We start from the raw sequence: 18720 nt of genomic DNA, 5'->3' as shown, positions 1-18720 counted from the left end.
CTTATTGCAGCAATTGCAGTCGGTTCTTCGCGGTGTCGGCCGCGGGCGTGCCGGGATAATCCTTCGCGATCCGCTGCAGCGTGGCCTTGGCGCCGGCCCGGTTGTTCATTTCGATCTGGCTGCCGGCGATGACCAACAGTGCGTCGGGCGCCCGCGCATTGTCAGGCGAGGTCTTGACCATCGTCTGCAATTGGTCGATCGCGCCCTTGTAGTCCTTGGTCGCGTAGCGGCTGCTGCCCAGGTAGAACTGCGCCGTGGGGGCCAGCTGGCTGTTGGGGTACAGGGCCAAGAAGGCGGTCAGCGCGTCCGCGGCCTCCTTGTACTGCCGGTTGCGGAAGCGCTCGAGGGCGCTGTCGTAGGTCGCCTGTTCCTGCGGATCGCCGGCGGTCGCGCCGCCGGTATCGGCCTGGGTGCCATTGGCGGGCGCGCGTGGCACTTCCTGGTGCACGGCCATTTCGACCTGGTTGCGCAGTTCGGTCACTTGTTGCTGCAGCGATTGGATCTGGTCCGCCAGCTGCATGCGGGAATTTTCGTTGATTTGCCTCATTTGCTGGACCTGCTGGCGCAGCTCCAGGATCGCCTTGCGTGCCTCGTCGTCCGAGAAGGCATGGGCAGGGGAGGACAGGGCGGCGAGTGCCATGCCGGCGGCGGCCACCAGGAGACGCAAAGACGGGACTCTATCGTTCATGTGAATTCCTGGGTCAAGATAAAAACATGCGCCGGGCGGCCATTCGACCATCCCGACGCATGTTGTAAGGCAAAGATCAGCCGTTGTCAGCTGTTCGGATCAACGCTGGTAGGAGATGTCCGCCCGGCGGTCCTGGGCCCAGCCGGATTCGTCCGTACCGGTGGCGTGCTCTTTGCCGAAGCTCGTGACTTCGATTTGCGAGGCACTGACACCGTTCAGCTTCATCAGGTCCGCAACGGCGTTGCCGCGGCGGGTACCCAGCGCCAGGTTGTACTCCGCGCTGCCGCGCGGGTCGGTATTGCCCTGGATCTGGACCTTCTGCGTGCCATGGCCAGTCAAGTAGCTCGAGTGCATTTGCACCAGGGACTTGTACTGGTCGTTGACCGTGTAGCTGTCAAAATCGAAGAACACGCTCTTCTGCTGGGCGAGCGGGCTGCTCGGGTTGAACGGGTCCATAACGGGACCCGCGCCGCCGCCGGCGGTGCCCGCCGAGCCAGCGCCCTGGCCTCCCTTGTCTTCCAGGGGGACGGAGCTGCAAGCGGCCAGAGTTGCGACGAGCGCTGCAACGGTTAGGCTTTTGGCAATGCGCGACTTCATGATGGTTCCTTTGTTGATAAGTGAGTCACACGTGTTAGCGGGTAAATGGGCCCCAAGTCGGTTCGTTGATTTGCCCGTTCAGTACCGACAGCGTTTGCCGCACTCGGCCATCGCTCGATACCACTGCAAGAACATTACGCCCGCCTTGGATAGCCGCGTATAGTACTTGCATTCCATTCGGCGCAAAACTGGGAGATTGGTCATCGTTGCCATTAGTCAGCAAAGTTTCGTTGCCGCCGGACAGATTGAGCGAAGCGATGCGAAATGCGCCGTCGCGTCTTGCAACGTACACGAGGGTCGAACCATCGGGCGAAATACGGGGTGAGACGTTGTAACTACCGTTAAACGTCAAGCGCTTGGGCTCCCCCCCCCCTATGCTCACCTGGTAAATCTGCGGCCCGCCGCTGCGGTCGCTGGTAAAGATGATGGAACGGCCGTCCGGCGTGAACGTCGGTTCGGTGTCGATCCCCGGCGATCGGGTCACCCGGCGCAGGTTGGAACCGTCCGCGCTGATGATGTAAATCTGCGACAGTCCGTCCCGGGTCAGCACGATGGCCAGCGTACTGCCATCCGGCGACCACGCCGGGGCGCTGTTGTTGCCCTTGTAGTTGGCCACGGGCACCCGGGCGCTGGTGGCCAGGGTATGCACATAGACGACCGGCTTGCCGGATTCGAAGCTGACATAGGCCAGGCGCGTACCGTCCGGCGACCAGCGCGGCGAAATAATGGGTTCGCGCGAGCGCAGGGCGACCTGGGGATTCTGCCCGTCGGCATCCGCCACCTGCAGCTCATAGGTGCTGCCCTGCTTCAGGACATAGGCGATCCGCGTCGAGAACACCCCCCGCACGCCCGTGATCTTTTCGTAGATACGATCGGCGATCTGGTGGGCCACGCGGCGCAATTCCTGTTCAGAACCTGAAAAGGCCACGCCATCCAGCTGGCCGTGCTTGACCGTATCGGCCAAGCGGTAGCGGATATCGAAACGGCCGTCCGGTGTCTGGTTCATGCTGCCATAGGCCAGGAAGTCGGCGCCCTTGCCGCGCCAGTCGTCATAGTTGACGCTGCTGTCCACCGTCAGGCCGGCATTCGAGCCGTCGATCAGGCGGAACTGGCCCGTGCGGTTCAGGTCCGCGCGGATGACTTCCGTCAGGGCATGGCCGCGCGCAGTGTCGCCGGCGAAATCGGCAATGGCTACCGGGTACTGGGTCGCGCCCGTGCCGGAAATATCCACACGCAGCTGGGCGTGGGCCGGCCGTCCGGCCAGCAGGATTGCCAGCAACACCAACAGGCCGAAACCGTAGGTCCTCAGCGCAGCCTGGATCGAGGATCGGCGATAGGCTGGAGTCATGGTGAGCAATCTCCTGTCAGTCATACATACGGTAAATAACGTCGATCACCGGCTCGTACCGCCCGGTCGAAGGTTTCGGGAAGGGGTTGCAGCGCCGGATGCCGGTTTCCACGGCGCGGTCGAATCCGGTATTGCCCGACGACGTGGTCAGGCTCACCGAGGAAACGCTGCCGTCCGAGCGTAACTGTACCCGGTATTGCACCGTCGGGTTGGCCGAGCCGGCCCGCGGCGGCGTTGGGTACGATACGCCCGGCTGGATGCAGGCGCGGACCTTGGCACCATAGCCGTCGTCGCGTCCGCCCCCCGCCTGGTTGCGGTCGGCCGTGCCGCCGGGAATCCCGGCCGCGCCGAGCGCGTCATTGCGGAATGCTTCCTTCAGCGCACGGTCGGCCGCGGCTTTCTTGGCCGCGGCGGCTTTTTCGGCGGCTGCCTTTTCAGCTGCCGCCTTTTCCGCGGCCGCTTTTTCGGCCGCCGCCTTGTCGGCCGCCGCCTTCTCCGCCGCCGCCTTCTTGGCGGCATCTTCCTTGGCCTTCTTGTCGGCGGCCGCCTTCTCGGCGGCGGCTTTCTCGGCCGCGGCCTTCTCGGCCGCCGCTTTTTCAGCCGCTGCTTTCTGTGCGGCGGCCTTGTCGGCGGCGGCTTTCTCCGCCGCTGCCTTCGCGGCCGCGGCCTTTTCGGCGTCCTGGCGCTGTTTTTCCAGCCGCTGTTTTTCCTCCAGCGCGGCTTGCTGGCGTTCCTTTTCCAGGCGCGCCTGTTCAGCCGCCGCGGCTTGGCGTTCCTTTTCTTCCTGTTCCTTCTTCTTGCGGGCCGCTTCCAGTGCGATTTCGGGATCCGGCGTGTCCTGCGGCTGGGCCTGCGGTTGCGGCGGCGGGGGAGGCGGCGCCGGCTGCGGTTGCGGCGGGGGCGGCGGCGGTTCCGGTGTGGGCTGGGGTTGCGGCGGCGGTGTGGGTTCGGGCTGTGGTTCCGGCGGCGGCGAGACCGGGGAATCGCCGTTGGCCCACAGCTGGACTTGCACGGGCCCCGGATTTTCCGTGTGCCAATTCACGCCGAGCACCAGGACCAGCACCAGGATGATGTGGACCGCCACGGCGAAGCCGAAGGCTTTCCGATTGTCCTGCGCGGGCGGCGCTTCGGGCGGGCGGCTGGAGTGCTTGATTAGAGGTGGCGTCATTGAGTGAAATGGATAAGGCGCGGGTCAGCGCTTCGGCGCCGCGGGCGCGGGACGCTGCGGCTGTCCGGCGGCCGCGGCGGCGGCGCCGGTCGAGGACTGCTGGTCCACCAGCAGCCCAAGCCGCGTCACGCCGTTCGTGCGCAGTTCGTCCATGACCTTCACGACGGATTCGTAAGGCACCTTGCCGTCAGCGGCGATGACGACCGGCGTGTCCGCCGTGATGCGCGCGCGCACCTGGCTGACCAGTTCGGACCGGCCGATGGTCTCGGGATTGGCGCCGGGTTCGCGCATGCGCAGCGCGATGTCGCCGTTTTGCGAAATCTGCACTTCCAGCGGCTTGACCGGAACGTCCGAGGCCTGGCCCACCGAGGGCAGGTTGATCAGGCCAGGGGTGATCAGCGGCGCGGTGACCATGAAGATCACCAGCAGCACCAGCATCACGTCGATATAGGGAACGACGTTGATATCGGCTTTCATGCGGCGGCCGGAACGGCCGCCCGAGCGTACCGAGGGCATCAGCGCACCTGTCGTTGCAGGATGTTCAGGAATTCATCGACGAAGCTGTCGAACCGGATGGACAGCCGGTCGATGTCGTTGGTGAAGCGGTTGTAGGCCACGACCGCCGGAATCGCCGCGAACAGGCCGATGGCCGTGGCGATCAGGGCTTCGGCGATGCCGGGCGCCACGGACGCCAGGGTGGCCTGCTGCATGTTCGACAGGCCGATGAAGGCGTGCATGATGCCCCACACGGTGCCCAGCAGGCCGATGTACGGGCTGACCGAGCCGGCGGACGCCAGGAAGTTGAGATGGGCTTCCAGCGCGTCCATCTCGCGCTGATAGGCCGCCCGCATCGCCCGCCGGGCGCCGTCTAGCACGGCGTTGGCGTCGCTGGCCGCGGTGCGGCGCGCCTTCAGGAATTCGGTCATGCCGGCATCGAAGATGCGCGCCAGCGCGCCTTGCTCGGCGCGCCGGTTGGCCACGGCCTGCTGCAGCATGGACAGGTCGCCACCCGACCAGAAGTCGTCCTCGAAGCGGCGCGTCTGTTGGTGCGCCCGCTTGATGGCGTAGCGCTTGGCGAAGATGTAGGTCCAGGACATGATGGAAATGCCCAGGAGCAACAGCATGATCAATTGGACCGGCACGCTCGCATGCGCGATCAGTGCAAACAACGACAGGTCGTTGGAGACTTGCATTTTTATCCCTGAATAGATTCGAGTGTTGCGCGCAATTCCGGAGGCAGTTCCGCTGGCTTGAGGGTGGTCGCATCCACGCAGCACACTTGGATGTTGCCCTCGGCCAGCAGTTCCCCGCTGCGTTCCGCCCGCTGCGCGAAGTGTATCGAAGCCCGGCCCAGTCGTGTTACACGCGAACGTATGGTAAGCACATCGTCCAGACGGGCCGGTTTGCGGTAGGACATGTCAAGCCTGGCGACCACGAAGATGTGGCCGGATTCGCGGACCAGGCGGGATTGATCGAAGCCCAGCGCGCGCAGCCATTCGGTGCGCCCGCGTTCCATGAACTTCAGATAATTGGCGTAGAAAACGATGCCGCCGGCGTCCGTGTCTTCGTAATAGACACGGATATCCAGCGTCGATTCCACGGGGAGATACGGCGACAACGGCGAAGTCAAAGGTTTTCCAGCTTGGCCAGCACTTGCTCCAGCGCCTGGTCGACCGGGGTCGTACTGGCGCTGGCTTCACGCCGGGCCTGCAATTCGACCACACCGTCCTTCAGTCCGCGCTCTCCAACTGTTACGCGCAAAGGGGCGCCTATCAGTTCCCATTCAGCGAACATGACGCCAGGGCGCGCATCGCGGTCGTCCAGGATCACATCGATCCCGCGTTCGCGCAGCGCGTTATAGAGCGATTCGGCAGTGTTACGAACAGTTTCACTTTTTGCCCATCCCACGGGGCAGATCACCACTTCGAAGGGCGCCAGGGCGCGCGGCCAGATGATGCCGCGATCGTCGTTGTTCTGCTCGATGGCGGCCGCGGCGATGCGCGTCACGCCGATGCCGTAGCAGCCCATCTCGAGGATGGCGGGCTTGCCGGTCTCGTCCAGGTAGGTCGCCTTCAGCGCCGCCGAATACTTGGTACCCAGATAGAAGACGTGGCCGACCTCGATGCCGCGCTGGATCACCAGCGCGCCCTTGCCGTCCGGCGCGGGGTCGCCCGCCACCACGTTGCGCAGGTCGGCGACCTGCGCCGGCTCCGGCAGGTCCCGGCCCCAGTTGGCGCCTACGTAGTGGTAGCCCTCGCGGTTGGCGCCGCAGACGAAGTCCGCCATGTTGGCGACGGTGCGGTCGGCGATGACCTCTACGGCCTGCTTCGTGCCGATCGGGCCCAGATAGCCGGGCTTGCAGCCGAAATGGGCAATGATCTCGTCCTCGGTGGCGAAGCGGTAGCCTTGGTCCAGGCCAGGCACCTTGGCCGTCTTGATTTCGTTCAGCACGTGGTCCCCGCGCAGCATCAGCAGCCAGATGCGCACTTGGCCGGGCTCCGGTTCCGTGGCCAGTACGATGGACTTGACGGTGGTCTCCAGGGGAATGCCCAGCTGCGCGGCCACGTCTTCGCACTTGGCCGCGCCGGGGGTCGGCACGGCTTCCAGCGCGCGCGTGGGCGCCTGCCGCTGCGGGATCAGGGCGGCGGCTTCCGCCAGTTCGATATTCGCCGCATATTGCGTTTCGGGGTTGTAGACGATCAGGTCCTCGCCGGTATCGGCAATCACCTGGAATTCATGGCTGCGCGTGCCTCCGATGGAGCCGGTGTCGGCCGTCACGGCGCGGAACTCCAGTCCGAGCCGGCGGAAGATGCGCATATAGGCGTCGTACATCGCGTCATAGCTGCGCAAGGCACCCGCCTCGTCGCGGTCGAAGGAATAGGCATCCTTCATCGTGAACTCGCGCCCCCGCATCAGGCCGAATCGGGGACGCCTTTCGTCCCGGAACTTCGTCTGTATGTGGTAGAAGTTCAGCGGCAACTGGCGCCAGCTGTGGATTTCGTTGCGGGCGATGTCCGTGATCACCTCTTCCGAGGTGGGCTGCAGCACAAAATCGCGGTCATGCCGATCCTTGATCCGCAGCAGTTCCTGGCCATATTGCACCCAGCGGCCCGATTCCTGCCAGAGCTCCGCCGGCTGGACGACCGGCATCAGCAGTTCGATGGCCCCGGCGGCGTTCATTTCCTCCCGGATGATCTTTTCGATCTTGCGGATGACACGCAGCCCCAAGGGCATATACGTATAGATTCCCCCGGCGAGCTTGCGGATCATGCCGGCACGGGTCATGAGCTGGTGGCTGACGATTTCGGCCTCGGCGGGCGCTTCTTTGAGAGTATTGATGTGATAGTTGGAGGCGCGCATGGTTTCCAGGAGGCGGCAGGTACGTATAATCAGACGTAATTGTATTGAATTTGGTGGGGGTGGCCCATGCTGGACCGCGAAGGCTACCGTCCCAATGTCGGCATCATTCTCGTCAACACCAAAAACGAGGTCTTTTGGGGCAAGCGAATCCGGGAACACGCCTGGCAGTTCCCGCAGGGCGGCATCAAGTACGGCGAAAGCCCGGTGCAGGCCATGTATCGCGAGCTCCATGAAGAAGTGGGCTTGAAGCCCGAGCATGTCCGCATTTTGGGGCGCACACGCGATTGGCTGCGCTACAACGTCCCGGATCATTTCGTCCGGCGGGAATGGCGTGGCCATTACAAGGGCCAGAAGCAGATCTGGTTCCTGCTCAGGCTGGTGGGGCGCGACAGCGACGTCTGCCTGCGCGCCACGCAGCACCCGGAATTCGACGCCTGGCGCTGGAGCCAATATTGGGTTCCGCTCGATGCCGTCATCGAATTCAAGCGGGACGTCTATACGCAGGCCCTGAACGAACTCTCGGCTATCCTGTTCAGGCGGCACCACGAAACACGCTACCTGCGACAACGCGTGCACGGGCAGCGGGCTGCCGAGAATCTGGCTGGAGGGCCTGACGGCCATGCGCATATTGCTGGTTGAAGACGAAAGGGACATGGCGTCCTGGCTGGTGCGTGCGCTGGCCCAGAGCGGCTTCGTGCCGGATCACGCGCCGGACGCGCGCACGGCCGAAGCCTTCATGGCGGGCACGGAATACGACGCGATCGTCATGGACCTGCGCCTGCCGGACAAGCACGGCCTGGTGGTGCTGCGAGAAATGCGCAATCGCGACGACCGCACGCCGGTTCTCGTCCTCACCGCGCAGGGGGCCCTGCAGGACCGCGTCCGCGGCCTGAACCTGGGGGCCGACGATTTCCTGACCAAGCCTTTCGCGCTCGAGGAACTGGAAGCGCGCCTGACCGCGCTGGTGCGGCGCAGCCGTGGCAGGCAGCATCCGCGCCTGCAGTGCGGGTCGCTGTCCTACGACAGCGAAAGCCGGGCCTTCACCCTGGACGGTTCGCTGCTGTTCCTCACGCCCCGCGAACATGCCGCCCTGGCGGCCCTGCTGACGCGCAGCGGCTATCCGGTCGATAAGTCGCAGTTGTTCGGCAAGGTCTTCAACCACGACAGCGAGGCAAATCCGGACGCCATCGAGGTCGTGCTGCACCGCCTGCGCAAGAAGCTGGCGGGCAGCGATATCCGTATCGTCACGGTACGCGGGCTCGGCTACATGCTCGAAAGCGTCGCCAGCGAATCGCAATCGGCGAACGCCTAGTTCATCGGTGGCCGCGCATCCCACGCCCCGGCGCCCGGCCACGGGCCGCCCGTGGTCCGCGCGGGTCGGCATACGCGCGCTCCTCATCTCGCTGCTGCTGCCTGGTGTCATCGCGCTGCTGGTCATCGACAGCTATAACGATTACCAGACGCTGGCCGATATCACCAACGACGCCTACGACAGCGCACTCCTGGAGCCGGCGCGTGTCCTGGAAAGCAGCATCGAGTTCACGCCGGACGGCGCCCTGCAGGTGGTGACGCCCCTGTACGCGCAGGTCATGCTCGAATCGCGCGCCGGCCTGCGCAAATATTTCCACATCGAGGAAATCGATCCGCCGCTGCCGTCGGGGCAGGCGCCCGGCGCGCCCGGGCTCGCCCTGCTCGGCATGCCCGATATCCCGCGGCCGCCCGTCTGGCCGCGCAGCGACGGACAGCCGATGTTCTACGACGGCGCCTATCGCAACGATCCCGTGCGCATGGTGGCCCTGGTGCGCGACCTCTACTATCACGGCACGCACCGCCAGGTCCTGATCCTGGTCGGCGAAAGCACGGGCAAGCGCATCGAGGCCGAGGATGCCGCCCGGCGCAAGGAACTGCTGCGCGACGGCCGCATGCTGGCGCTGGTGGTCCTGATGGTCTGGTGGGGCGTGGCCTGGGCCCTGCGGCCGCTGGCCAGGCTGCGCAACGACATCCGCGCCCGCTCGGCCGATGACCTGACGCCGCTGGACGCCTGGCGCGTGCCTTCCGAAGTCGCGCCTCTGGTCGAGGCGGTCAACCACCACATCGCGCGCCACCGGCACATGCTGGAGGAACAGTCGCGCTTTCTCGACGATGCCTCGCACCAGCTGCGCACGCCGCTGGCCATCATGTCGACCCAGGCGCAGTACGCGCTGCGCGAACGCGACCCGGTCTTGATCCGCGACGGCCTGCGCGCGATCGTCGCGCAGCTGGGGCGCACCCGCCGCCTCACCGAACAGCTGCTGCAGCTCGCGCACGCCAGCCAGGGCGGCGAATCGCCGCACAGGGTGCTGGACCTGAATGACGTGGCGCGCGAGGTTGTCTTGCAATATCTGCCCCTTGCCCACGAAAAACAGCAGGACCTGGGTTGGAGCGACGCGCGGGGCGACACCATTGAAAGCGGTCTGACAGGCCCGGCGGCTCCGGTCGCCGGTTCGGAGGTGGAGCTGCACGAAGCCATCGCGAACCTAGTCCACAATGCGGTGAACTACGCGCCCCGCGGGGCGCGTATCACCGTATCGGTGGTGCGGGGAGATGCGCGCGTGGAAGTGCGGGTGTCCGACAACGGACCGGGACTCAATCCTGCCTTGCGCGCGCGTGCCTTCGCGCGCTTTGATCGCGCCGGTGTGGAGGCAGGTGGCGCGCCGACATCCGGGTCGGGTTTGGGACTGGCGATCGCGCAGGCCTACGCCCGCCGCAATGGCGGCGATATCGTCCTGGCCGATGGGGAAACGAATGCCCAGGGTGGGGTGGGGCTATGCGCCATCCTATGGATTCCCCTGTTAGGGGATAACCCTGGGATTCAGGAACCAGACAGTCTAAAGAAAGCGGATTAGCAGCTTTCCTCCTTATTCTGCCCTCCAGGCTCACGGTGCTTTGTGAGAGGGACGCGCTCACCCTGAGCGCTTCCTATAAAGGCTGGTGTAAGCCTAGTACACGGAGGAATGCAGTGGAAACACTGAAAAAATACAAAAAGGACTACTACGGCGGTGCGCTGATGGTCCTGATCGGCCTGGGGTCGATATACGGTGGTCTGAATTATCAGATCGGTACGCTAAGCCATATGGGACCCGGGTTCTTCCCGGCAGCGGTAGGGGGGTTGCTGGCATTCACGGGCGTCTTGATCGCCATCGGCGGCAAGACCGGAGCAAAAGACACGGAAGACGGCGAAGCTACCCACGTCCCTTCCTCGCATCCCACGGGCATGCCCGACATGCGCGGCGCGATCTGCATCATCGTCGGCATTCTGGCGTTCATCGGCCTGGGGCATTATGGCGGCCTGCTGCCGGCGACCTTCGCCATCACCTTCATTTCCGCGTTGGGTGATCGCAAGAACACGGTGAAGCAGGCTTTGATTCTTTCGTTGGGCATGGTGGTCATCGCCGTGGTCGTGTTCTGGTGGGCGCTGCAACTGCAGCTGCCACTGATCCAGTGGGGTTGATACGCCATGCATCAAGCACTTGTTGATCTCTGGTTCGGTTTTGGCGTCGCGTTCGAACCCCATAACCTGATGTGGTCGTTCTTTGGCGTGCTGGTGGGTAACCTCATCGGCGTGCTGCCCGGCATGGGCGCCTTGTCGGCCATTTCCATTCTGCTGCCGCTGACCTACGTCATGCATCCGGTCCCCGCGATCATGATGCTGGCAGGTATCTTCTACGGCTCGCAGTACGGCGGCGCCATCGGCGCGATCCTGCTCAATCTGCCTTCCCATCCGCCGCATGCGGTGACGTGTCTTGACGGCTATCCGTTGACCAAGCAGGGCAAGGGCGGCACGGCGCTGGGCATCACCATGATCGCGTCGTTCTTCGCGGCGTCGGTCGGCATCCTGGTGATGATCTTCTTCTCGCCGCTGCTGGTGGAAGTCGCGTTCAAGTTCGGCCCGACGGAGATCTTCTCCATCATGTTGCTGGGCCTGATCGCCGGTTCGACGATGTCGCGCGGTTCGCCCCTGAAGGGCATCTGCATGACGCTCTTCGGCCTGCTGTGCGGCGTGGTCGGCACGGACGTCAACACGGGCACCATCCGCCTGTCGTTCGGCATCCTGGACTTGTCCGACGGCCTGGAGCTCGTCGCCATCGCCATGGGCCTGTTCGGCGTCGCCGACTTCCTGATGAGCGTGAACCGCATGACCATCATCGGCACCGGCACGAAGCTGCGCCTGCGCGATATGCGTCCGTCGGCGAAGGAACTCAAGGAGTCCTTCCTGCCGCTGGTGCGCGGTACGCTGGTGGGCACGCTCTTCGGTGCCATGCCCGGTACCGGCCCGACCATCACAACCTTCATTGCCTATGCCTTGGAACGCAAGATCTCCAAGACGCCGGAGCGTTTCGGTACGGGCATGCTGGCCGGCGTGGCGTCGCCCGAGGCCGCTTCGCACTCGAAGACCCAGGTCGACTTCATCCCCACCATGAGCCTGGGTATCCCGGGCGACGCGGTGATGGCGCTGATCCTGGGCGGCCTGTTGATCCAGGGCATCCAGCCCGGTCCGCAGCTGATCACCGAGCACCCGGACATCTTCTGGGGCCTGATCGCCAGCTTCTGGGTGGGCAACGTGCTGCTGGTCATCCTGAACGTGCCGCTCATCGGCATCTGGGTCAAGCTGCTGCAAGTGCCTTATCGCTATCTGTTCCCGTCCGCGCTGTTCTTCATCGCAGTGGGCGTGTTCAGTACCCAGAACAGCCTGTTCCAGATCTGGGAAGCCTTGGCCTTCGGCGTGATTGGCGCGGTCTTCATGCTGCTCGACTTCTCGGTCGCGCCCATCTTGCTGGGCTTTGTGCTGGGACCCATGGTGGAAGAAAACTTCCGTCGCGCACTGCTGTTGTCGCGCGGCGATATGATGATCTTCGTGCAGCGTCCCATCAGCGCCTGGTTCGTGGGTATCTCGACCTTGCTGATCTTGCTGCAGATCATTGCCCATGCCCGCAAGAAGTTCAAAAAGCGCGGCAAGCCCATGCTGCCCAAGACCGCCTGATCGTTTTCCGGCGTGTTACCGAAGCCGCCGCGTTCCGCAAGGACGCGGCGGTTTTTCTTTGAGGGCCGTGGCGCAACGCCGCGGCGGCTGTCCTTCCCAGCGCGGCTGCGCAGGTCCGTTGCCACCGGCGGCGCGGCTCTTCATCCAGCACGTCCCGGCCCGCCTCGCCTGGCGCATGCTAAGGTTTCAAGCTTGACGAACCCACATCAGACGCCATGCATGTTCTTTTTGCCTGCCCCCACAACGACCCCGCCGATTGGTTGCCAGGGCTGACCGCCGAATTGCCGGATTGCCGGATCTCGGTGTGGGATCCCTCCGGGCCCCCGTCCGGCGCCGATGTTGCCCTGGTATGGAAACCGCCCGCGGCGCTGTTCGACCATGAGCCCACCCTGAAGACCCTGTTCAATCTAGGGGCAGGCGTGGACGCGCTGTTGCAGATGGATCTGCCTTCGCATATCCAGATCGTTCGCCTGGAAGATGCGGGCATGGCGGTGCAGATGGCGGAATACGCCTTGTATGCCTTGCTCCGCGTATCCCGGGCGTTCGGCCGCTACGAGCGCGACCAGGCTGTGTCCCAGTGGGCGCCCCAGCCCGGCCTGCGTCGGGAACAATGGCCCGTCGGGGTCCTGGGGCTGGGCGAAATGGGCGGTCGCGTCGCGCAATCGATCGCCGCTTTCGATTACCCGGTGCTGGGATGGTCGCGCTCGCCGCGTTCCGTCGATGGCATCCAGACCTACGCCGGCACCGAGCAATTGCCGGAGTTCCTGCGGCGTACCCGCGTGCTCGTCAACGTGCTGCCCTTGACACCGGAAACCACCGGCATCCTCGACCGCGCCATCCTTACGCAATTGATGCCCGGCGCGCATCTGGTGAATGTCGGCCGGGGCGGCCACGTCAATGAGGCGGATCTGCTCGAACTGTTGGACGAGGGCCGGCTGGAAGGTGCCACGCTGGATGTCTTCGACGTGGAACCCCTGCCTGCGGGGCATCCGTTCTGGACGCACCCGCGTGTCCACATCACCCCGCACATCGCGGCCAGCACGCTGCGCGCCGAAGCGATCGCCCAGATCGCCGCCAAAATACGTCGGCTCGCGCAAGGCGAGCCGATATCGGGCGTGGTGACGCCGCAGCGTGGTTATTGAGCCGGGCAAGTACGCGGACGCCGGCCGCTGGGCGGCCTGCGCCGGCCGTTATCCCTTCAGTGACCGGCCGTCATTTCGCGGGTTCCGCGGCCGGTTCGAGGCTCCGTCCGGCGTTGACAAGCCCTAGTCGCGCAGACGCTTGACCAGGCTGGACGTATCCCAGCGGCCGCCGCCCATCTTTTGCACGTCGGCGTAGAACTGGTCCACCAGCGCCGTGACGGGTACGCGGGCACCGTTGGCGCGTGCTTCCTCCAGCACCAGGCCCAGGTCCTTGCGCATCCAGTTCACGGCGAAGCCGAAGTCGAATTTGTCGTCCACCATGGTGGAGCCGCGATTCTCCATCTGCCAGCTTTGAGCGGCGCCCTTGCTGATCACGTCCAGCACGAGCTTCATGTCCAGGCCGGCAGCCTGTCCGAACGCGAGGCCTTCGGACAGGCCTTGCACCAGCCCCGCGATACAGATCTGGTTGACCATTTTCGCCAGCTGTCCGGCGCCGGCCGCACCGACCAGGGTCACCGCCCGGCCGAACACCTGCGCCACCGGTTTGATGCGATCGAAAACGTCCTGCTCGCCACCGCACATCACGGTGAGCACGCCGTTGACCGCACCTGCCTGGCCGCCCGAGACCGGCGCGTCGATGAAGTGCATGCCCCGGCGCGTGGCTTCCGCATGGAGTTCGCGCGCCACTTGAGCCGACGCGGTGGTGTGGTCGACGAACACCGCCGCCTTGCCCATGCCGGCGAATGCGCCGTCGTCGCCTAGTACGACGCTGCGCAAATCGTCGTCGTTGCCCACGCAGCAGAACACGATCTCCGCCCCCGCGGCGGCCTCGCGCGGCGTCCCGGCGGTCTTGCCGCCGAATTCCCCAGCCCATTCCTGCGCCTTGGCCGCGGTGCGGTTATAGACCGTCACCTGGTGTCCGGCGCGCGCCAGATGGCCCGCCATGGGAAACCCCATCACGCCCAGGCCCAGGAAGGCCACTTTCTTCGATGACGTCGCGTCGTACGTTTTACTGCCGATGGAAGCCATGCAGATCTCCGGTTGCAGAGGTGTTATCGAACAAAAAAAGTCGCCTAGAAACCCGCCGCCAAGCCGTCGCGGCGGCTGTCGCTCGCCGCGACGTAGCCGTCCACCGCGGGATCGCCCAGGCGCCAGATGAACTGGCCGGAGCCGAAGTCCATGTAAGGATCCTCCAGGCCTTCCAGCAAATGGCCGCGAGCCCGCAGCGCGTCCAGCACTTGCTGGGGCATTTCCGGTTCGACATCGACCGAGATGCCATGATTCCATTTCCAGCGCGGCGCGTCGCAGGCCGCCTGGGGCTGCTGGCCGAAATCCAGCATGCGCACCAGCGTCTGCAGATGGCCCTGCGGCTGCATATTGCCGCCCATCACGCCGAAGCTCATCACCGGCGCGCCTTCCTTCATGAGGAAGCCTGGAATGATCGTATGGAAGGGCCGCTTGCCGCCGCTCACCAGGTTGGGGTGGCCCGGCTCCAGCGTGAAGCCGTGGCCGCGGTTCTGCAGGCTGACACCCGTGCCGGGAACGACCACACCCGAGCCGAAACCCATGTAGTTGGACTGGATGAAGCTGACCATCATGCCGTTGCGGTCCGCCGCGGTCAGGTAGATCGTCCCCCCCGTCGGCGCATGCCCGGTCGTGAAGAGCTTGGCGCGGCGCATGTCGATCAACTTTGCGCGTGCCGCCAGGTAGTCGGGGGCCAGCATCTGTTCCGGCGACACATACATATGCCTGGCGTCGCCCACGTGCGCATAGACGTCGGCGAAGGCCAGCTTCATGGCCTCGATCATCAGGTGCTGCGTATCGGGATGGTCGACCGGCCGGGAAGCGACGTCGAAGTTTTCCAGTATTCCAAGCGCGATCAGCGCGGCGATGCCCTGGCCATTGGGCGGGATCTGGTGCAGCGTATAGCCGCGATAATTCTGGCCCAGCGGCGTCACCCATTCGGGCCGGAAGTCTCGCAGGTCCGCCAGCGTCATGCCGGCGTCGTGGGCCTGCGCATGCGCCACCAGCTTGTGAGCCGTTTCGCCTTCGTAGAAATCGCGCCCGCCGGATGCGGCGATGCGCCGCAGCGTGCTGGCGGCACCCTTCAGGACGAAGTGCTCGCCCACCGCCGGGGCGCGTCCGCGCGGCAGGAAGTGCTCCGCGAAGCCGGGCAGCGATTGCAGCACGTCGGCTTGCGCGGCCCACTTCTGCTGCACGATGGGCGACACGGCAAAACCGCGCTCCGCGTAATCGATGGCCGGCGCCAGGATGTCCTCGAAGGACAGCGAGCCCAGTTTTTCGTGCAAGGCGGCCCAGCCCGCGACGCATCCGGGCACGGTCACGCTGTCCCAGCCCCGCATGGGAATGCTTCCGTTGTGCTTGCGCTTGAAGTAATCGGGATTCCACGCCCCCGGCGCCGTGCCGGACGCATTCAGGCCATGCAGGCGCGAGCCGTCCCAGACGATGGCAAAGCAATCAGATCCCAGCCCGTTGCTGACGGGTTCGGTCAGGGTCAGCGTGGCCGCGGCCGCGATGGCCGCGTCCACCGCGTTGCCGCCCGCGGCCAGCACACGCAGGCCGGCCTGGGCCGCGAGCGGTTGCGAGGTCGCCACGACATTGCGTGCGAACACAGGCGCGCGCGCAGTCCTGTAGGGATTCTGCCAATCAAAAGTCATAGGGTGCGGGAACGGCGTTCAGGAGGGGGTAAACCCCTACTTTAACGTAAGAGATTGTGTGCACTGCACCATATCCGGATCGCGCCCTATCCGGGCCGTATCCGGGCGGGATGCGCGCGGTGTTCCGGGCCGAGGGCAGCTGAGCTGGTCCGGCCTGGCCGGCCCCGCGCTGGTCCTGCGCGCCGTACGTGTCCCTGGCGCGGCCCACGGCATCCCGGGCGTGGCATGAAAAAAAGCGCCCGCAGGGGGCGCTTCCCGCATCCGGTCCGGCACCCCGTTCGGGGGCCGGTCGTATGCCGTTCAAACTTCCTCGACGAAGGTTTCGTCTCGCTTCTTGCGGATGGAGGGCAGGGCGACGATGATCACCAGCGCCAGCGCGGCAGCCAGCAGGCTGGCCGACAAGGGACGGCTGATGAAGGTCGTGAAGTCGCCGCGGGACAGCAGCAAGGCGCGGCGGAAGTTTTCTTCCATCATGGGCCCCAGCACCAGGCCCAGCAGCAGCGGGGCGCCTTCGCACTTGAGCTTGGCCCACACATAGCCGATCAGGCCGAAGCACGCGGTGGTGAAGATATCGAAGGTGTTGTAGTTCAGCGAATACACGCCGATCGTGCAGAACACCAGAATGGCCGGGAACAGCACGCGGTAGGGCACCTTCAGCAGCTTCACCCACAGGCCGATCAGCGGCAGGTTCAGCACCACCAGCATCAAGTTGCCGATCCACATCGAGGCGATCAGGCCCCAGAACAGCTCGGGGTGGCTGCTCATGACCTGCGGGCCGGGCTGGATGTTGTGGATGGTCATCGCACCGACCATCAAGGCCATCACGGCGTTGCCCGGTATGCCCAGCGTCAGCAAGGGAATGAACGAGGTTTGCGCCGCGGCGTTGTTGGCCGATTCCGGACCGGCCAGGCCGGCCGGGTGTCCCTTGCCGAAACGCTTGGGCTGGCGCGAGATCTTTTTCTCCAGCGTGTACGACGCGAAGGAAGACAGCACTGCGCCGCCCCCCGGCAGGATGCCCAGCGCCGAACCCAGCGCCGTACCGCGCAGGACCGCGGGATAGGCTTCCTTGAACTCGGTCTTGTTGGGGTACAGGCTGCCGATCTTGTCGGTGATGTCGACGCGATTTTCCTTCTGTTCCAGGTTGGTCATGATTTCGGCGAAGCCGAACACGCCCATGGCTACGATGGCGAAATCGATGCCGTCCTGCAGTTCCGGGATGCCGAAGTCGTAGCGGGCAACGCCGGAGTTCACGTCCGTGCCGACCATGCCCAGGAGCAGACCCAGAAGGATCATCGCGATGGCCTTGGGCAGCGAGCCGGACGCCAGCACCACCGCGCCGACCAGGCCCAGCACCATCAGCGAGAAGTACTCCGCGGGGCCGAACTTGAAGGCCACTTCGGCCAGCGGGGGCGCGAAGGCGGCCAGCAGCATGGTCGCCACGCAGCCGGCGAAGAACGAGCCCAGCGCGGCGATGGCCAGGGCGGCGCCGGCGCGGCCGTTGCGTGCCATCTGGTGGCCGTCCAGCACGGTGACCACCGCGGAGGTTTCACCCGGCAGCGCCACCAGGATGGCCGTCGTCGAGCCGCCATACTGCGCGCCATAGTAGATGCCGGCCAGCATGATCAGGCCCGCGACAGGCGGCAGGACATAGGTGATCGGCAGCAGCATGGCGATGGTCGGCACGGGGCCGATACCCGGCAGCACGCCGATCAAGGTACCCAGCAGGCAACCCAGCAGGGCATAAGCGAGGTTTTCCGGCGAAATCGCGACGGAGAAACCCAGCATCAGGTGATCAAACAATTCCATGGCCGTTTACTCCTTAGTTCGCGCCGATGAAGGACGGCCACAGCGGGAAAATCAGACCCAGGCCCTTGATGAAAGCCAGGTAGACGAACACCACCAGAAAAATACCGTTGGCCGCGGCCACTTTCCAATTGAATTCGTGGCTGGCCAGACTGCTGACGATCACCAGCAGGAAGACAGAGATGTAAACGCCCAGGAACTTCAGCACGACACCGTAAAGGACGACCGAGCCGAGCACCAGCAAAGCGATGCGCCAGTCGAAGTGTTCCACGTGGGTTTCGGTGGCCTTGGCGGACAGCGAGCCGATCAGAACGATCGCACCCAGCAGGGCCAGCACGACGCCGAGCCAGAACGGGAAGTATCCTGGGCCCATGCGCGCAGCGGTACCCATCTGGTAGCTGGTCGCCTGCCAGGCGAATCCCAGTCCGAGGGCGACGAACATCACCCCTGACCAGAAGTCCTGTTTGTTACGTAGCTGCATGATTGTCTGCTCCTAATACAGCATGTGATAAAAAAACGTTCAGGTGGCCGTTTGCTTGGCTTCAGGTTCAAGTTTGCTTGATGAAAGTAAACTCACAGCTCCGTGAATGGCTGCATGGTAATGGAGCCCATGGAGGGATGAAACCCTGTAATTTGGCTGAAAGCCTATGGTTTTCCCTAAAATTGAAGCTGTCAGGTACCTGAGTCGTTACAAACCGGCCTTGCTGGCAGGTAAATGAAAGCTTTCTGAAAGTAGTTAGAAAGAGAAGGGAAAGCCCATCCAGGGCGCCGTGGCGTGCTTGCCACGCGGCACCGGGGCCCGTGCCGACGGACTGTCCGCGGGTTCGGATCTGCCTGAACTGGCCGTGGAAGGGCGCGGCGCGGCCGCGGCCGGGGCGACAGTTCTACCGAATATTGCCAGGTATCACACGGTGCA

18 protein-coding genes are annotated in these 18720 nt (G+C 64.7%); 6 read left to right on the top strand and 12 right to left on the bottom strand.

Going from position 1 to position 18720, the window contains the following annotated elements:
• Position 1 precedes the first annotated feature (1 nt).
• From ybgF to AKI39_RS19875, 8 genes are all read right to left on the bottom strand, one after another.
• On the bottom strand, positions 2–688 hold the full coding sequence (gene ybgF, locus AKI39_RS19910) for a tol-pal system protein YbgF (protein WP_066640015.1): 687 nt from the start codon (positions 686–688) through the stop codon (positions 2–4).
• A gap of 99 nt (positions 689–787) precedes the next feature.
• On the bottom strand, positions 788–1285 hold the full coding sequence (locus AKI39_RS19905; RefSeq protein ID WP_066640013.1) for an OmpA family protein: 498 nt from the start codon (positions 1283–1285) through the stop codon (positions 788–790).
• A gap of 34 nt (positions 1286–1319) precedes the next feature.
• Positions 1320–2633, bottom strand: coding sequence for a Tol-Pal system beta propeller repeat protein TolB (gene tolB, locus AKI39_RS19900; protein ID WP_066640011.1), 1314 nt, complete (start codon positions 2631–2633; stop codon positions 1320–1322).
• A gap of 16 nt (positions 2634–2649) precedes the next feature.
• Positions 2650–3801 (bottom strand): cell envelope integrity protein TolA, encoded by a 1152-nt coding sequence (tolA, locus tag AKI39_RS19895; RefSeq protein WP_066640009.1) that lies wholly within the window; start codon positions 3799–3801, stop codon positions 2650–2652.
• 24 nt (positions 3802–3825) lie between these two features.
• The gene (locus tag AKI39_RS19890; RefSeq protein ID WP_066640007.1) at positions 3826–4317 is read right to left on the bottom strand and encodes an ExbD/TolR family protein; all 492 of its coding nucleotides are present in this window, start codon (positions 4315–4317) and stop codon (positions 3826–3828) included.
• The gene (gene tolQ / locus AKI39_RS19885) at positions 4317–4994 is read right to left on the bottom strand and encodes a protein TolQ (protein ID WP_066640005.1); all 678 of its coding nucleotides are present in this window, start codon (positions 4992–4994) and stop codon (positions 4317–4319) included. The genes AKI39_RS19890 and tolQ overlap by 1 nt, the downstream gene beginning before the upstream one ends.
• A 2-nt stretch (positions 4995–4996) precedes the next feature.
• Positions 4997–5431 (bottom strand): tol-pal system-associated acyl-CoA thioesterase, encoded by a 435-nt coding sequence (gene ybgC / locus AKI39_RS19880; protein WP_235610682.1) that lies wholly within the window; start codon positions 5429–5431, stop codon positions 4997–4999.
• Positions 5428–7161 carry a proline--tRNA ligase gene (locus AKI39_RS19875; protein ID WP_066640002.1) on the bottom strand — a complete coding sequence of 578 codons (1734 nt, stop codon included), beginning with the start codon at positions 7159–7161 and terminating at the stop codon, positions 5428–5430. The genes ybgC and AKI39_RS19875 overlap by 4 nt, the downstream gene beginning before the upstream one ends.
• 66 nt (positions 7162–7227) lie before the next feature.
• Here AKI39_RS19875 and AKI39_RS19870 point away from each other — a divergent pair, with 66 nt between their 5' ends.
• The 6 genes from AKI39_RS19870 (at position 7228) to AKI39_RS19845 (ending at position 13323) form a co-directional block, all read left to right on the top strand.
• Positions 7228–7800 carry an RNA pyrophosphohydrolase gene (locus tag AKI39_RS19870; RefSeq protein WP_066354653.1) on the top strand — a complete coding sequence of 191 codons (573 nt, stop codon included), beginning with the start codon at positions 7228–7230 and terminating at the stop codon, positions 7798–7800.
• On the top strand, positions 7781–8473 hold the full coding sequence (locus tag AKI39_RS19865; RefSeq protein ID WP_066640000.1) for a response regulator: 693 nt from the start codon (positions 7781–7783) through the stop codon (positions 8471–8473). Before AKI39_RS19870 ends, AKI39_RS19865 begins: the two co-directional genes overlap by 20 nt.
• A gap of 7 nt (positions 8474–8480) precedes the next feature.
• Complete coding sequence (locus AKI39_RS19860) at positions 8481–10046, top strand: sensor histidine kinase (RefSeq protein WP_066639997.1); 1566 nt, start codon at positions 8481–8483, stop codon at positions 10044–10046.
• A gap of 161 nt (positions 10047–10207) precedes the next feature.
• Positions 10208–10651, top strand: coding sequence for a tripartite tricarboxylate transporter TctB family protein (locus tag AKI39_RS19855; RefSeq protein ID WP_066643395.1), 444 nt, complete (start codon positions 10208–10210; stop codon positions 10649–10651).
• A 6-nt stretch (positions 10652–10657) separates the two neighbouring features.
• Positions 10658–12181, top strand: coding sequence for a tripartite tricarboxylate transporter permease (locus tag AKI39_RS19850; RefSeq protein ID WP_066639994.1), 1524 nt, complete (start codon positions 10658–10660; stop codon positions 12179–12181).
• Positions 12182–12396: 215 nt separating this feature from the next.
• Entirely contained in the window at positions 12397–13323 is a 927-nt protein-coding gene (locus AKI39_RS19845) for a 2-hydroxyacid dehydrogenase (RefSeq protein WP_066639991.1), read from the top strand.
• A gap of 123 nt (positions 13324–13446) precedes the next feature.
• Here AKI39_RS19845 and AKI39_RS19840 read toward each other — a convergent pair whose 3' ends face one another.
• The 4 genes from AKI39_RS19840 to AKI39_RS19825 all read right to left on the bottom strand — a co-directional run bounded on the left by AKI39_RS19840 (position 13447) and on the right by AKI39_RS19825 (position 18285).
• Positions 13447–14352, bottom strand: coding sequence for an NAD(P)-dependent oxidoreductase (locus tag AKI39_RS19840; protein ID WP_066639988.1), 906 nt, complete (start codon positions 14350–14352; stop codon positions 13447–13449).
• Positions 14353–14396: 44 nt separating this feature from the next.
• On the bottom strand, positions 14397–16001 hold the full coding sequence (locus AKI39_RS19835) for a gamma-glutamyltransferase family protein (protein ID WP_066639985.1): 1605 nt from the start codon (positions 15999–16001) through the stop codon (positions 14397–14399).
• Positions 16002–16301: 300 nt separating this feature from the next.
• A complete protein-coding gene (locus tag AKI39_RS19830) occupies positions 16302–17807 on the bottom strand; it encodes a tripartite tricarboxylate transporter permease (RefSeq protein WP_066639978.1) in 1506 nt (501 codons plus the stop codon).
• A 13-nt stretch (positions 17808–17820) separates the two neighbouring features.
• Positions 17821–18285: a tripartite tricarboxylate transporter TctB family protein gene (locus AKI39_RS19825; RefSeq protein WP_066639975.1), complete on the bottom strand. Its 465-nt coding sequence runs from the start codon at positions 18283–18285 to the stop codon at positions 17821–17823.
• Between the last annotated feature and the right edge of the window lie 435 nt (positions 18286–18720).

Origin of the sequence: Bordetella sp. H567 (assembly GCF_001704295.1) — a bacterium.
Classification (GTDB): domain Bacteria; phylum Pseudomonadota; class Gammaproteobacteria; order Burkholderiales; family Burkholderiaceae_B; genus Bordetella_C.
Note: the sequence above shows the minus strand (reverse complement) of the source record. Positions and strands in the feature narration are given on the sequence as shown.